The sequence below is a fragment of the Bacillus sp. NMCN1 genome (genome assembly GCF_002998085.1).
GTDB lineage: Bacteria > Bacillota > Bacilli > Bacillales > Bacillaceae > Bacillus.
On sequence record NZ_PVQL01000004.1, the window covers coordinates 66,974 to 81,780 of the forward strand.

Below are 14,807 nucleotides of genomic sequence, written 5' to 3' on the forward strand. Positions count from 1 at the left end.
CAAGCAGCTTTTTGGTTCTGTATTAATGAAGCACTATTTGTTCATTCATTAAATCAATGGCGTAAAGCGATTGTTCATATTCATCTAATAGAAGGTATACTTTGAGCGGTGGAGCGGTTTGATCTGTCTGCTGCGTGAATAGGACACAAGTGAATTTTTCGATTCCTTCTGGCAGCTTGCTTTTCAGAAAAGGATGAAGAATAGGAGAGATTCGAAGGGTATCAACATCTTTCAGCCACAGCTCATTTTGTAACGCAGGATAATGGTCAACCAAAAACTGACGAAACACTTCCAATGTACTCAAGATAGATATCCTCACTTTCTTCTATTATGGGTTTAAGCTTACATAAAAACAAACATGTTCAACTCATCCTACGATCTCAGTCCGCCTATTTTCGCTTACTACTAGAGACACGATTTCATTTTTGTTCTAAATGTATTGTAGATCAACTTTCCTGTCAGGGGTGTTCTATATGTATGACGTTTACTATATTAAAAACGAATTTCAACCGATGGACCTATGATCATATTCTTATCTGTTTCTTTCGTGATAAAACGACAACTTCCTGCTACAAAATTCCATTTTTCTTCAAAAAAGAGGAATATGGGACAAAAAAGAACAGCTCCTCACTGTTCTTTTAAAAGTTATGAGAGGTCTTTCAAAGAGAACACTTCGCCGCTCTCTGCATCAACGCCATCATGACAATCAAGCATTCCGCATAGAACATATCGTTTTTGCGCTTCGTCATAGACGTAGATGGGTGTAAGTTCGAGGTGTTCTCTCAATTTTTCAAAGGCTTCTTTTTGAGATATAGTGATTTCACTAGCCGCTTGAGATGGATTCAGTATCCCACACACTTGAAACATTTCTTTTTTGTCTATGTAATTAACGGCTTCAAACGAGCTGGCATCAATGAAGACCTTGATCTTGTCCATAAATCCACTGCCTTCTTGCTCGTTCGTTTTTAATATCGCTTGGATATATCCATGATCACGTTGGAGTGTTTTCAGAACCCACTTTCCTGTATCCTTTGAATATTTTTGCGCCAAAAAGGTTCGGACTGCTTTGATACACTCAGCTTGCTCTTCTTTTGATATCGGGATGGTATCCGGTGAAGGCTCCAATGAGCAGGCTTGTTCAGCTGAAATGTCCTCATGAAGATTCATTTCCTTTTTTTCAAAGGCATTGTTTAACGGTTCATTCCACTCAATGACCTCATTCATGTGTATACAAAGCGTTTCTTCACGCCCAATTTCAAACGGTATAGTTCCTGTTCCATCGTTCTTGACATACATTTCTTCTAACGCATAAATAGATCGGATTCGATTTTGCTCGAAGGAAGGCCATTCAAACCGCTGCACTTGCTGCTCGGCTAAGTTCTCCAGCTTATCAATGGAAAGCACATATTTCTCAGCTCTCAGTAATGTTTTGGCTAAAAATGGTCCGTGGTGTGTAAAGTACATGAGCTGGCCATGTTCATTCCATTTCACTTCAATTCTGCCTGAAGGTGTCACTTTCACACCATCTATTTCTTCTTCGAAAGAAAGTTCCCCTTTTTCTTTATGATTCATGTGAAAATGCTCACCATAGATCAACCCTGTTTCTTGTTCAATCCACTGAATGACATAAGCTGGAAATGGTCTCTTAAATGTGACACCATTCTGTGCAAAGGTTTTGTCCATGACAAAAATAACCGTTTCCACCTGTCCCGTATTCAAATTCACTTCAATAACGGCTGTGCCGTCTGGATTGACATCGTCGTCCTCAGGTACAGCTTCATGAGAGGGGAACCATTCCATATTCAATGTATAAATCGTTTCATTAAACAGATTGACGTAACGATGAAAGCTGTGTCTTTTTAGATGGTAAAGATCTAAGCCAAATTTCGCCTTTGTCTGATCAATCAGTTGTTGAATTTTTGCATTCAATGGTTTCACCTCAAATTGATTAAGTTTTATGGAAGAACAAAAATAACGATAAAGATGAAGATGACGATTACTGTCAAGAATCCTAAAGCGATTCCCATTATGTTTGACTCTTTTGTATAGCCTGTTAATTCGCCTTCAATCGATCGATCAATTTTTCTAAAGCGAAAAAGCATGCTTATATTGATAAGGGCTAGAGCCATAATCAATAAGAAAAGTAGAAATATAGGTTGGATATCAAAGAATGGGTCCGATACATCTTGGAAGCTAAATGATTGAAAGAACATAAGCCCACTCAATATCAGTTTCCAAAGATTATCCATCTTCTGTTCTTTCTCCCACTCTTTCCCCAATTTTTCTTTTTCATAAATAGCTATCTGCTCGAAAATTGGAATGAAAGACTTTGTTGATCCTTTTTTAATAAAACCATAAATGCTTTGAAGGAGCATTAAAATTCCTAAACAAAGAAAGAATTGTGTAAATCGAATTTCAACAATTTGAATCAACATAAAAAAAGCGACGATTATGATAGCGGCTATTAAATTAGAGATGACTATTTGTTTTATCCTCATCTTTTTCAGTGCAGCTTGTTCCATGTAATACTCCTCTCCGTTTCAAACGGTTTCTGTTGAACGCTCTATCTTTATTACGATTTTACCCGAAGAAATGTTTCAATATTTTCCCTTTCCATTGCAGATTCAGCTTTTCAGCAAATGAAAAGACGCCCATCATTCAATGAACGTCTGATCCTTCTTCATGAAATCACCACATCATATTTGAGCAGTTGTTCTTTCTTTTATTTGCTGAGCTGCCAAGTGTTTAAAGTCGTCAATAGACAGCTGTCTAGATGTCTTTTCTCCATGCTGTCTGATATTCAATGTTTTATCTTGCATTTCTGTATCACCAATGACAGCGATATAAGGAATTTTTTGCATTTGTGCTTCTCTCATTTTATAGCCGAGTTTTTCATCCCTTTCATCGATTATGACTCTTATTCCGATCCTTCTTAATTGCTGCTGCACCTCCAGGCAGTGATCCAGATGAACAGTTGAAACAGGAATGATTTGTACTTGTACTGGTGCCAGCCATAACGGAAAGGCGCCGGCAAAATGCTCGATAAGAATGCCAAGGAAACGATCCAGAGAACCGAAAATGGCACTGTGAATGACAACTGGCCGTACCTTTTCATTCTTTTCATTGATATATGTTAAATCAAATTTCTCAGGCATTTGGAAATCCAGCTGAATTGTGGCGCACTGGTGGCTCCGCTGCAAGGCATCTTTCATATGAAAATCGATCTTCGGGCCATAAAATGCTCCATCCCCTTCATTTAGCTGGTAATCGACCTTTAGCCGATCAAGCACATTCTTTAGCGCTGCTTCAGAGATATCCCAAATGGCATCATCCCCTAACGCTTTTTCAGGACGAGTGGATAGTTCCACGGAGTATTCAAACCCAAATGTCCGATACACATGATCAACTAATTGGAAAATACGTTTGATTTCAGCTTCAATTTGATCTTCTCTCAAAAAAATATGGGCATCGTCTTGGCAAAATGTTCTGACCCTGAACAATCCATTTAATGCTCCGCTAAATTCATGACGATGCACCTGACCAAATTCAGCCATCCTGATCGGAAGGTCTCTGTATGAACATAAGCTGTTTTTAAACATGAGCATATGTCCTGGACAATTCATCGGTTTTAAAGCAAAGCTTGTATGGTCTACTTCTGAGAAATACATATTTTCATGATAATTATCCCAGTGCCCCGAGTTTTCCCATAGCTCTTGGTTCATCATAAACGGTGTGCTCACTTCTTCATATTGCGCTTTGCTTCGCACTTCTCTTGAAAAGGCCATTAATTCATTTCTCACAAGCTGGCCTTTTGGTAAATAAAACGGCATACCTGGCGCTTCTTCGGAGAACATAAATAGATATAATTGTTTCCCTAATTTCCGGTGATCACGTTTGTTTGCTTCTTCCATGAAATGAAGATAATCAGCTAGATGTTTTGGATGTTGAAACGCTACACCATACACTCGCTGCAATACATCTTGGTTACTGTCACCGCGCCAATAAGCCCCTGCAACACGTGTTAGTTTAAATGACTTTACGTACCCAGTAGAAGGCAGATGAGGCCCGCGGCACAAGTCGATAAATTCACCCTGTTGATAAACTGTGATGGCTTCTTGAGAGGGGAGACCTTTTAAAATATCCAGCTTATATGGATCATGTGCAAACAACGATTCAGCTTCTTTGTAAGAGACCTCCATTCTGTGGATGAGATGATTCTCGTTTATGATCTTTTCCATCTCTTTTTCAATTGCTGCCAAATCCTCTACGCTTAATGTTTGATTTAGATTCATATCATAGTAAAATCCATTTTCGATGACAGGTCCGATTCCAAGTGTGACATTGTCATATAACCTTTTCACCGCTTGGGCTAATACGTGTGCCGATGTATGGCGCAGTACTTCAAGCCCTTCTTTTGAATCGAGTGTGACAATAGACAGCCGAGCATCGCTGTCTAGCTGGTGACTTAGATCGACCATTTGATCATTGATCTTTCCTGCCACTGCTTTCTTTCTTAAGCTTGGGCTAATATAGGAGGCAACATCTGCGACAGTTGTACCTGCAAAAAACTCCTTTATCTTTCCATCTGGAAATTGAATCTTCACCATTTTTTCTCCCATGACTGACACACCTTTCACTTTTTTTGAAATAAAAAAACACACCCATCCCTCATAGAGGGACGAATGTGTGATCCGTGGTTCCACCCAAATTCCCATAATGCGTATACGCTTTATGGCTCTGGTGCCGTAACGTGGCATAATCGGTATTGGATACTAAAATTTCCCCAATACAGCTCAAAGGTGGTAAGACAACTTTTCTGCGTTAGGAAGATTTCAGCGTGACTTCCCTCTCTGGTAACCAATAAAAGCTGCTCATGTCCTTTTCAAAGCAATAATGATATATGAGAGAACAAAAAAACACACCCATCCCTCATAAAGGGACGAATGTGTGATCCGTGGTTCCACCCAAATTCCCATAACGCGTATCCGCTTTATGGCTCTGGTGCCGTAACGTGGCGTAGACGATATTGGATACTGTGATTTCCCCAATACAGCTCAAAGGTGGTAAGACCATTTCCTGTGTTAGGAAGATTTCAGCGTAACTTCCCTCTCTGGTAACCAGTAAAAATGGCTCATGTTCTTTTCTTCGCTTTTAATTTCTCCATATCTTACATGAAGATGATGGATTATGTAAAGCTTTATTTTGTGCAGTGCTATCGAAATTCATTCTTTAAATGATATGTTGAGTGTATTTACTTGGACTGTATTCAATTTGAAACGCAGGAGATAAGGCTCGTTTCACTTCTTCAGTGATACGCTCTCCTTCTTGATTGAATTTCTTTTCCATGTCTGCGCCATTTGGCACCAAATCATCTGTCTCTTCGTCAAACCAGCGGCCATACTGTATGTTCCAATTCCAGATCTTCGAGAAAAGGGGATCACTCATTGGTACATCTTCTCTTTCTAAATGACATTGACAATGCCCACAATGAAAAGGTTCATCACCATAATCTCCTTCAATTTTCACAAAAGGGTGATCCTCAAACTCTCGACAGCACACCCATTTTTTAAAGTGCTGTCCGAATTCTGTCAGTTTAATTGAGTAATAACGCATGGAAGTGCGCCTTCCTATCATGTCAAAAATCCCTTGATCAATTAATGTCTTGAGTCGATACTCAATAAAATTATCACCGATATACTGTTCTAAATGACCGATGATTTCTCCAATTAAGCGTGGAGTTACGATATACTCCTCTTCTGGCTCGGACTGATGTAGCCGCTTAGCCATTTTCACTAAATAAGCATCAAATTCACCCTCTGGTACGCTGATCGTTTGTCCTTTTTGCCATATCCGCAGCGTATGATTTTCTTTAGCAAATGAAAGCCATTCGTTTTGTAATCTCTCTCTTTCTTCTTTTGTCACTGAATGAATATGCTCTTTACTTCTGTACAAAACCTTCAATTTTTCAGATGTGATTTCCCCGGCATGTCGAATATCCATTCGTCTTGTATTTGTATTGAATAGCTGATCAAATGCAGTCGTTGTATTGATGAGAGACAATTCAATGCTTTTCTCTTTTAATAAATAGATGGCATATCGTAAACCAATTTGCTCATGTGCATTACTGCCTGTCCAGATGAGAATACGCGTACCGTCTTTTATATCTTTTATTTGCTGAAGCATTCTGTGATGATTGGTGACCATGTCACCAAAATAGCCAAATTCATTTGATATCACGTTACGCAGCCACTCTATACGCTTCTCCTGGCCTTCATGTTCATGCAAATGGAGAAGGGGTCCAATCGAATAAATGTCATCAAAAGCGATGATCTCATTTACTTGGTCTTGCTTCATTTCGCGTAATGCTTGTTTTAAACTACCGGCAGTTGCTGCCCCAAATACGATATGTATCATCAGTCGTCTCCCTTTATCTTACAGTTTATTTCATCTTCACCTATTCATTGTTCTTTCGTCAATTCTATTGAGTCAATTTCATTCAAAAGTATGACATTGAGACGTTAAGATAGATAATATGGATGCAGAATCGAGGAGACTAGATTTTTTATAAAAAAAGAAAAGCCCCACGAAATGGGGCCATCTGCGTACAAAAAATGGAGCTAGCTTTGAGACTTTCTTTTTTAATAATTTATTGATAGAAATCCCCTCAAAAAAGGAATTTCAATTCATATTCTTATTTACAAATTCCCCTTCACAATCGTTCTCTTGGCTTTCTTGATCGTCCTGCAAGTTGCTTTTGTATCAGAATCCTTTGACCACTGTTCGCACAGATTCGTTACCCAATTTGGTTGTGTTTTACTAGCGTCATTGAGCCAGTTTCCTACAGAATCTTGAACATATGTTGATCGATCAGATTTGAGTAAATTTAGAATAGGCAGTGCCCTCTCTGGCTCCTGTTTTAATAACTCAATATGCTTTGTCCATACACCTCTCGGACGGATCGCCTCTACAGAGAACCGGCGAAGATTTTCATCCTCGCTTTTTGCCCATTCTGTTAAATGCTCTATACTTTGATCAAGCTGAAGACTTAGACTTTCTCTTACTGACATCCACGCAATTTCTCGAACACCAAAATGATGATCAGCTGCAAATGGCTGAATGTACGCAAGTTTCTCTTCCAGAGTTGATAAACGCTGTTTGTTCATATAAGCAGCCCAGCAGCGAACGCTATCAGATACGTGGTGAGCAAATGCCTGTTGCACTTCCGCATGTTTTTCTTCATTCTCTTCGTGTAGCACTTCATCTAACAATTGACCGATGAGACGGATTGCTTTCATTCCTGATTCAGCTTTTTGTTTAGTGATCTCAGATGATACATCGTCTAAATGATGGTCTAAACCAACGGACGGCAAAACATGCTGTATTAACGTCATATGATTGACAGCCAGCCATTCAGTTAAATTCACACTTTCGATCTCTCCCTGATTCAAAAGGGTCAAGACGTCACGAGGGATATCAGTCCCCTTTCGAGCGCCTTTTCGATTGATGATCTCCTCACTTTTTTGCATTCTGTATTATCTCCTTGTCTGTTGGCTTGGATATTGACTCCTATTGTAGCAAATAAACAACTGCACTGGTGCATTCTTCAAATCAAAAAGGAACTACCCGAAATAAGTAGTCCCTTCAATACAAAATTTAATTTAAGTTAGCTTCCTTGCTCCACCACCTTCAAACTCTTAAGCTTAGAAAATCGGTCCAACGCCACCATTAGAATGGTCATGAGTAAAGCGAGAAAAACCGTGCCAGCACTGATCCAGCTTAGGTTTAATATAGATGTTTCGCTTAACACAATCCCTCCTACGCCAGAGCCTAAAGCAAATCCGAATTGAATAAATGATGTATTGACACTTAATGCGATATCAGGAGATTTTGGTACAAGTGTTACAAGATATAGCTGCTGAGCTGGTGATGTGCTCCATGTAGCGATCATCCATATCATGATGACAGCCACCATGACCACAAGATTCCCTGTGACAAATGCTAGTAGCACGAGCATGATGATTTGCAGAATGATTCCAGAGAAAATCGTGAATATTGGGCCCTTTTTATCTGCTGCAATCCCTCCAAGGCTGGAGCCAAAAAAGCTGCATATTCCTGCTAGTAACAAAATGCCACTGATTTCTGTGATGCTAAGGTTTGCTGATGCTTGCAGGAAAGGCGTTAAATAGGTAAATAAAGTGGAATATCCCCCTACATAAAATAGCGTCACTGCCACCGCAAGTAATATTCGCTTATCTTTTAAAATTGATAACTGCATACGAAGCGTCACCGGTTCTTGTTCTTTCATAGAGGGAATCCGCCTATACACAACAATCAGCGGAATGAGCGTGATCAATCCAATGGCTGCGAATAATGCTTTCCATCCGATCATACTGCTTAGAAATGTCCCGATTGGAACGCCTAAAACCAAGGAGCTGCTTAATCCCATTAAAATAATGCCAATGGCTGTTCCTCTTTTTTCCCGTTCTACAAGACGAGTCGCAACAGCCATTGCCACCACAATCGCCGTCCCCCCACTGATTCCTTGTAAAATCCTTGTCATCATCACCATTTCAAACGAATGACTGACACTTGTGATGAAATTACTTAAAATAAAAATGATCAGCATCCATGATAATATTTTTCTGCGGTCCATATTGATGGTCAGTGCAATGACAATCGGTGCGCCGATTGCTGCTGAGAGCGCTAAAGAGGTGACCAATAATCCAGCAGCAGACGTCGTGACATGTAAATCATCTGCGACCATCTGGATAATGCCTGTAATGATATATTCGATCGTTCCGATTAGAAAGGCTGCTAAAGCAAGTAAATAGACGACGGCTTTATTTTTCATCGTGACGTTTCTCCTTTGGGCAATGTTTACGATTTGATCTCATCTATAATAGGAATTTGAATTTCAATGAGTCTGCCTTCTTCATTTTCTGACAACGGGTAATAAATCTCTCGGCCCGGCTGGTCTTCTTTCACGCGGTATCCGTTATTTTCAATCCATGTCGCCAGGTCAACACAAGCAGTTTGTGCGGATGGAGAATGTGAATGAAATAACAGCGTTGCCATTGTTTCTTCGGCGGGTAACGTACGTATCGTGATCCCTTGAGGAAGAGAGCCCCTTAACGCTTTGACGGAATACCCCACCTCAAATTCGAACTCACTTTCTTTTTCGAGTGATTCCCTCCATAGCACCATTTGTGGTCCCGAGATTGATTCTTGCTGATTTTTAAGCAATAAATGATGAAACGTTTGAAAGAATGAAGGGATTTCATCAACCGTTCCGTTGGATTGAAAAGACATGATACGTTTACTTTCAACAGATTTGATGATAACCTCCTGTTCTTTTTCAACACACCCCTCTCGTTTAATGAGGTGCATCCGCTCCTTAATACGCGCTAATTTCTGTTGTTCTCTCTCGATCAATTGCTGAATCTCACTTTCTTTCAGCAGAAACATGCCCTGAATCTGCTCTACCGAAACATCTTCACGAAGAAGCTGAGCCATTTGCTTTAACGTAAAGCCTAACTCCTTGTATAGAAAAATTCGATTGACCTCAAGCAGCTGTTCAGCTGAGTAATAACGGTATCCCGAATCCTGATCGATCTGCTTAGGCTTTAATAAATCAATTTGGTCATAATATCTTAACGTTTTGACAGGAACTTTACTTAACATAGAAAAATCGCCGATCTTGAACATCCTGCATCTCCTCCGTTTTGTTGATCTGATCAAAGTATAAACCTTTCAGTTAAGGGGAAGGTCAACAGAAGATTTTAAAATACAATTGTTCGCATATAAAAAGCCCTATCTCAAATAGGGCTCGTTGTTTGATGAACTTTATTTGTCCTCCAGAATATGTTTAGCCGCTTCTAGTGCTGAAGCTGCTTTAGGCCATCCGATATAAAAACTAAGATGTGTGATGACTTCAATCAATTCGTTCTTCGTTACACCATTTTCTTTGGCAAGATGTAAATGATATTCCAGCTGATTCAGGCTACCCGCACTTACTAAAGCTGACACTGTAATCATACTTCGGTCTCTTAGAGAAAGCTCTTCTCTCCTCCACAAATCTCCAAAGAGAACTTTTTCTGAATACTCAACAAATGCTGGAGCAAAATCTCCGAGTGTTAATTTCACAGTTGGCTTGATTGGTTGATGCATAGCTATTTCCCCTTTCTTTCGTTCCGTTACTTGATCATCTGTGCAAGTCCTTCACCAAAAGACCAATTCTCCAAGCCTGTCTCAATCAGCATAATGAATATATTTTCTTTTCGTATATTGAGTTTGCAGTACAATTGATCAGCTATTTCCTTATATAAAGACTGCTTTTGTTCCTGAGTTCTTCCTGAACCACATGTAATTTGGATATATAAAAGACGAATATCCCTCTCGTGACGAAGAAGATAATGGGGATCATAATTAAATTCTTCTTTCTTATGTGAACTGAACACATGAAAGTAGTCTTTTTCAGGTACATGAAACTCTTTCATCAGAGCCTTCATGATCGTTTGGCTAACAGAAGCTAGGCTTTCTTTATCGTAAGCATTTTCCATATAACTGACTTTTACAAATGGCATGAATGTCATCTCCCTTTTTCTGACTCACTTCATTTTACATCCCAATATTCGTTTTATATAATTGAATAATATATAAATTTGTATTCATAAATCGAATGGAGATTATTAGAAATGGACTTAAAAGAGTTAAAAGCATTTCAAGCCGTGATTCAGGAAGGGACATTCTCAAAAGCCGCTCATAAATTGAATTATGCGCAGTCGACCATAACGAATCAGATCAAACGATTAGAACAGGAGTTAGGATTTCAATTGTTTGTAAGAGGATGGGAGGCTGAATTAACCCCTTCAGGACGATTGTTTGCCAAAGAGATTGATCAGTTGATTCTCCATTGGAACTTTGTATTAGATCAGTCACAAAAGCTCCAAAAGGAAGAGGTCGGAACCTTGAATATAGGCGTCATAGAACCAATCGCTGCCTCTATTCTTCCTTCTGTTCTTCAAACATTCAGGAGTCAAAAACCCAATATTACATGCCACTTTATCATCGGTAATACAGACTTTCTTCACAAACAGCTGCTCAAGGGCGAGATTGATTTCGCCATTGCAGGGGAACCAGTGATGAATACACTTCCGTTTGAAGAGTTGTACAAAGAGGAAATATCTTTTATTATCTCAAAACAGCAGGCAGATCAAGTTGGAACGATTTCTTTGATCAAAGATCTTTATAAACAGCCTTTGATCATAGGCGGGGAAAGTTGTTTATATCACATAAAGTTACAAAAGGAGCTCTCAAGATTAAATGTTGAGCCGTTCACTTATACCATCAGCCAGATGTCAGCGATTCCACCATTTCTAAAGGAATTCCCCTCTGTCGGAGTCGTCCTTTCCTCTACCGCATTGTCAGACGAATTTGTGAAAGTTCCAATTGAAATGGAGGACCCTTTTATCCCAATAGGTATCTTATCTCATAAGGAACCCCATCAATCCCTGAAAAACACTAAGGAACTGCTGCTTGATCTATTTCGTCAAGAAGCTGAGAATTTAATATACTCGTGATCTTGTTCCATCACAGAAGAAATGATTCAAAAAAACTTAGATTTCATATCATCTAGGTTTTATAGTGTTTCAATCCATTTATGTTCAATTTTTTAGGCGCTCCCATTTCTTAATCCAAACAATCCAATCTTTCCAGGCATTTGACAATAGCTCCGCTTTTAAAGAAATTGAATAGGGTACCTTCGCAAAATCGTTCAGCTCTCACAATCCCCATAATAAGAGCAAGCACACACTGCGCATTTAAATTGGAGATGTCCATATTCTCCATATCATTCATTCCCGATTCAATCCCATTTTCTTTGAGGATCTCTCTGTATCGGGTAAGCTCCATCTCTTGGTGTTGTTCTGCAAAGATATAAATATCTTCGATAAAGTGACGGACCGCTTCGGAATAATTCACAAAGGGCATCTGAATCGGATGTTCAGCTGTTCCATCATTTTCTTGATCAATTACCCATTCTCCAATACGTTCCTCCTGAAGCATCGGTATGTATTTTGTTAGAATTTCGAATTGACTCATTTCCATCCTCCTCTACCTCATTCATATGGTTTCCTCTGATCGACACATATGGATCAGTATATAAAAAAATCCGTGATCATCCTACCAGTTAGCAACCAGTATTCAAATCACGGACAGTCTTTATTCACTTCATTTTTTTACACTCTTACCATTGATACAACAGTCTCCACATGCGCCGTATGCGGAAACATATCCACTGGCTGCATGTATTCGATTTTGTAGTCTTTTGACATGTATTCGAGGTCTTTTGCTAGTGTTGATGGGTTGCAAGAGACGTAGACAAAGCGTTTTGGTTTCACTTGTTTGACGGTGTCTAAGAAGGTGCGCTCGCAGCCTGTTCTTGGTGGGTCCACGACGATGACGTCAGGACGGAAGCCTTCTTTGACCCATTTTGGCAGCCACTGTTCAGCTGTTCCTGTCACATAGGTCGCGTTTTTCATGCCGTGTTTTTTGGCATTTTTCTTTGCATCATCAATCGATTCTTTGATGACATCCATTCCTCTTACTTCTTTTGCGCCATCTGAGAGCCACATACCAATGGTTCCAACGCCGCAATACGCATCGACAACCTTTTCTTTGCCAGTCAGTTTGGCCGCTTTTTTCGCTTCGTCGTAAAGCTTCAGTGTTTGCTTCGGATTCAATTGGAAGAAAGCACGTGCACTCAGTTCAAAGGAAACGTCTCCTAAAAATTCTTGAATGACCATATTGCCAGCCAGGTGAGATGTCTTATGACCAAAAATGACCGACGCTTTTTCGCCATTGATGTTGTGCATAATGGATGTCACTTCTGGCAGACGTTTTTGAATGGCTTCGGCGATATCTTTTTTCTTTGGAAATTCAGGTTTCGATGTCACAAGGACGACCTGTACTTCACCTGTTTCAAAGCCGACACGTACGACAATCGAGCGTACGTCGCCTTTTCTTGTCCGTTCATTGTAGACCGATACACCGAATTTCTCTAAAATTTTGCGGACAACGCCCGTTGTTTTGTTCGTTTTTGGATGCTGGACGATACATTCTTTGATCGGTACAAGCTTATGAGAATTCAGTCCGTAAAGCCCTGCAATGATGTCGCCGCTATGAGAACGCCCTACTTGGAACTGACTTTTGTTTCGGTAGTGCCATGGATCTTCCATGCCGATCGTCGGTCGAATATCTAGCTTTTCGACTGATAGTTTTGTATGTCGTTCCATCGATTGAATGACAATATCTCGTTTTTCCTTTAGCTGCTGCTCGTATGCTAAATGCTGTAGCTGACAGCCGCCGCACTGCTCGTATACTGGGCATGGCGGTTTCACTCGATGCTCGGAGCGCTTTCGTACTTTCCTGACCGTACCTTCTGCATATTTTGCTTGGACATTTGTTGCTTCCACAACCACTTCCTCGCCTGGAAGCGCACCCGGGACAAAGACCACTTGCTTTTTAAAATAACCGACCCCTTCCCCATTAATGCCAAGGCGTTTAATGGTAAGCGGGAACTGCTGTCCCTTTTGTAAAAGGGCACCTTGCTGTTTTTCTTTCACTTCATTCTCTCCGTTCTATCTGAACCCTTGATAGGTTGTCTTCATTTTATTCCATCTCATTAGTATATCATGACTTGGACAAAGAGAGAAAATCCCTTTCATTTATTTATCTGTCTCAATGCTTCTCCATAAATATAGAGAAGCGTAGCTTAAATACGGGGTCCACTCCTTGCTGAATGCTGCCATCTCTTCTTTTGTCGGCTTTTCAGGCAGGTCAAAGTGCCGCTTGATGGCGTTTTGAATACCGATATCTGCCACCGGAAAGAGATTGGGCCTTCCAAGTCCATTCATAAGCACATTTTGAACCGTCCAAGGTCCAATCCCTCTAATCGGAAGCAGACGTTCTTCCACCTCCAGATCAGTTAAATCGTGTAATTCCTCTAAACAAAGAGAGCCGCTCGCAATTCGCTTCGATACATCGATGACATATTCCGCTTTCCGCTGACTAAATTGAAGCTTTCTCAAATCCTCTGTTTCAAGTGAGGCGATGGTTTCCGGTAATGGATCAAACCAAACGCCTTCTATTTGCTCGCCGTACGTATGAACAAACCGTTTCGTGAGCTCATAAGCAAACGCCAGATTGAGCTGCTGATGAATGATGCATTTCATCAAACAATGATATAAATGGAAATCCAGCATGAGCGGTGTCCCAATATGACGCTCAAAAATGGGCGCTAGATTTGTTTGAGAAAAATGCTCATGCACAGCGTGTAATTGATGCTCCATACCAAATATCCGCTTCACCTCAGATATGAGAGGTTCCATAGGACCGTTTCCTTGCACCCGAAACGTGGGCGCTTCTTTTGTTCCGGTGGCTTGAATGACGACAACGTATGGTTTTTGTTCTAATCTGATTGGCACTTTGATTTCTCTTTTATTCAAATCGACTGCTTTTAATGGATCACTTGATAAGCGCCTGAGCACTTGATCGAAATGATACGGCGGCTCCACCACCAGCTGTTTTTCCCACATGCTTTTCCTCTTCCCTTCTGCAAACACACGCAGATGTGATTGGTTCATTTTGTATGAATCATTCTCTTGATTGAATACATTTAAACATAAAGAGTACAAGAATTTATCAGTTATATCTTCCTTATTTATGGTCATTTTCCTTTTGGATGAAGGAACATTTTTAGTCGAATTCAGCTAAAATTCGACAGCATCCTTCAATATTTTAGGATTATT

At 40.1% G+C, this 14,807-nt stretch carries 14 protein-coding genes and 2 other annotated features; of the genes, 1 reads left to right on the forward strand and 13 read right to left on the reverse strand.

Going from position 1 to position 14,807, the window contains the following annotated elements:
- Window positions 1-22: 22 nt before the first annotated feature.
- From C6W21_RS16895 to C6W21_RS16940, 10 genes are all read right to left on the reverse strand, one after another.
- Window positions 23-304, reverse strand: coding sequence for a hypothetical protein (locus tag C6W21_RS16895; RefSeq protein WP_106051634.1), 282 nt, complete (start codon window positions 302-304; stop codon window positions 23-25).
- Window positions 305-645: 341 nt separating this feature from the next.
- Window positions 646-1,929: a hypothetical protein gene (locus C6W21_RS16900; protein WP_106051636.1), complete on the reverse strand. Its 1,284-nt coding sequence runs from the start codon at window positions 1,927-1,929 to the stop codon at window positions 646-648.
- 26 nt (window positions 1,930-1,955) lie between these two features.
- Window positions 1,956-2,522, reverse strand: a complete 567-nt coding sequence (locus tag C6W21_RS16905; RefSeq protein ID WP_106051638.1) for a hypothetical protein — start codon at window positions 2,520-2,522, stop codon at window positions 1,956-1,958.
- A gap of 174 nt (window positions 2,523-2,696) precedes the next feature.
- On the reverse strand, window positions 2,697-4,619 hold the full coding sequence (thrS, locus tag C6W21_RS16910; RefSeq protein ID WP_106052110.1) for a threonine--tRNA ligase: 1,923 nt from the start codon (window positions 4,617-4,619) through the stop codon (window positions 2,697-2,699).
- A 52-nt stretch (window positions 4,620-4,671) separates the two neighbouring features.
- Window positions 4,672-4,895, reverse strand: a binding site (T-box leader).
- Window positions 4,896-4,932: 37 nt separating this feature from the next.
- Window positions 4,933-5,155: a binding site (T-box leader), on the reverse strand.
- Window positions 5,156-5,229: 74 nt separating this feature from the next.
- A complete protein-coding gene (locus tag C6W21_RS16915; RefSeq protein WP_106051640.1) occupies window positions 5,230-6,414 on the reverse strand; it encodes a DUF1835 domain-containing protein in 1,185 nt (394 codons plus the stop codon).
- Window positions 6,415-6,695: 281 nt separating this feature from the next.
- Window positions 6,696-7,526 (reverse strand): DNA alkylation repair protein, encoded by an 831-nt coding sequence (locus C6W21_RS16920; protein ID WP_106051642.1) that lies wholly within the window; start codon window positions 7,524-7,526, stop codon window positions 6,696-6,698.
- Window positions 7,527-7,663: 137 nt separating this feature from the next.
- Window positions 7,664-8,851, reverse strand: a complete 1,188-nt coding sequence (locus C6W21_RS16925; protein WP_106051644.1) for an MFS transporter — start codon at window positions 8,849-8,851, stop codon at window positions 7,664-7,666.
- A 26-nt stretch (window positions 8,852-8,877) separates the two neighbouring features.
- The gene (locus tag C6W21_RS16930) at window positions 8,878-9,705 is read right to left on the reverse strand and encodes a MerR family transcriptional regulator (protein WP_106051646.1); all 828 of its coding nucleotides are present in this window, start codon (window positions 9,703-9,705) and stop codon (window positions 8,878-8,880) included.
- 138 nt (window positions 9,706-9,843) lie between these two features.
- Window positions 9,844-10,167: a carboxymuconolactone decarboxylase family protein gene (locus tag C6W21_RS16935; RefSeq protein WP_106051648.1), complete on the reverse strand. Its 324-nt coding sequence runs from the start codon at window positions 10,165-10,167 to the stop codon at window positions 9,844-9,846.
- Window positions 10,168-10,193: 26 nt separating this feature from the next.
- Entirely contained in the window at window positions 10,194-10,583 is a 390-nt protein-coding gene (locus tag C6W21_RS16940) for a tautomerase family protein (protein WP_106051650.1), read from the reverse strand.
- A gap of 111 nt (window positions 10,584-10,694) precedes the next feature.
- On the opposite strand from C6W21_RS16940, the gene C6W21_RS16945 reads away from it, so the two are divergent.
- A complete protein-coding gene (locus C6W21_RS16945) occupies window positions 10,695-11,579 on the forward strand; it encodes a LysR family transcriptional regulator (RefSeq protein ID WP_106051652.1) in 885 nt (294 codons plus the stop codon).
- 109 nt (window positions 11,580-11,688) lie between these two features.
- On the opposite strand, the gene C6W21_RS16950 is transcribed toward C6W21_RS16945, so the two are convergent.
- The 3 genes from C6W21_RS16950 to C6W21_RS16960 all read right to left on the reverse strand — a co-directional run bounded on the left by C6W21_RS16950 (window position 11,689) and on the right by C6W21_RS16960 (window position 14,594).
- A complete protein-coding gene (locus C6W21_RS16950; protein ID WP_106051654.1) occupies window positions 11,689-12,099 on the reverse strand; it encodes a DUF6508 domain-containing protein in 411 nt (136 codons plus the stop codon).
- 137 nt (window positions 12,100-12,236) lie between these two features.
- Entirely contained in the window at window positions 12,237-13,622 is a 1,386-nt protein-coding gene (gene rlmD, locus C6W21_RS16955; RefSeq protein ID WP_106051656.1) for a 23S rRNA (uracil(1939)-C(5))-methyltransferase RlmD, read from the reverse strand.
- Window positions 13,623-13,724: 102 nt separating this feature from the next.
- Window positions 13,725-14,594 carry a DNA-3-methyladenine glycosylase family protein gene (locus C6W21_RS16960; RefSeq protein ID WP_106051658.1) on the reverse strand — a complete coding sequence of 290 codons (870 nt, stop codon included), beginning with the start codon at window positions 14,592-14,594 and terminating at the stop codon, window positions 13,725-13,727.
- Between the last annotated feature and the right edge of the window lie 213 nt (window positions 14,595-14,807).

Coding starts and splice junctions, on each gene's coding strand:
- C6W21_RS16925 (WP_106051644.1), bottom strand. CDS start 8,851: ATGAAAAATAAAGCCGTCGTCTATTTACTTGCTTTAGCAGCCTTTCTA.
- C6W21_RS16940 (WP_106051650.1), bottom strand. CDS start 10,583: ATGCCATTTGTAAAAGTCAGTTATATGGAAAATGCTTACGATAAAGAA.
- C6W21_RS16930 (WP_106051646.1), bottom strand. CDS start 9,705: ATGTTCAAGATCGGCGATTTTTCTATGTTAAGTAAAGTTCCTGTCAAA.
- C6W21_RS16915 (WP_106051640.1), bottom strand. CDS start 6,414: ATGATACATATCGTATTTGGGGCAGCAACTGCCGGTAGTTTAAAACAA.
- C6W21_RS16945 (WP_106051652.1), top strand. CDS start 10,695: ATGGACTTAAAAGAGTTAAAAGCATTTCAAGCCGTGATTCAGGAAGGG.
- C6W21_RS16920 (WP_106051642.1), bottom strand. CDS start 7,526: ATGCAAAAAAGTGAGGAGATCATCAATCGAAAAGGCGCTCGAAAGGGG.
- C6W21_RS16950 (WP_106051654.1), bottom strand. CDS start 12,099: ATGAGTCAATTCGAAATTCTAACAAAATACATACCGATGCTTCAGGAG.
- C6W21_RS16960 (WP_106051658.1), bottom strand. CDS start 14,594: ATGTGGGAAAAACAGCTGGTGGTGGAGCCGCCGTATCATTTCGATCAA.
- thrS (WP_106052110.1), bottom strand. CDS start 4,619: ATGGGAGAAAAAATGGTGAAGATTCAATTTCCAGATGGAAAGATAAAG.
- C6W21_RS16935 (WP_106051648.1), bottom strand. CDS start 10,167: ATGCATCAACCAATCAAGCCAACTGTGAAATTAACACTCGGAGATTTT.
- C6W21_RS16905 (WP_106051638.1), bottom strand. CDS start 2,522: ATGGAACAAGCTGCACTGAAAAAGATGAGGATAAAACAAATAGTCATC.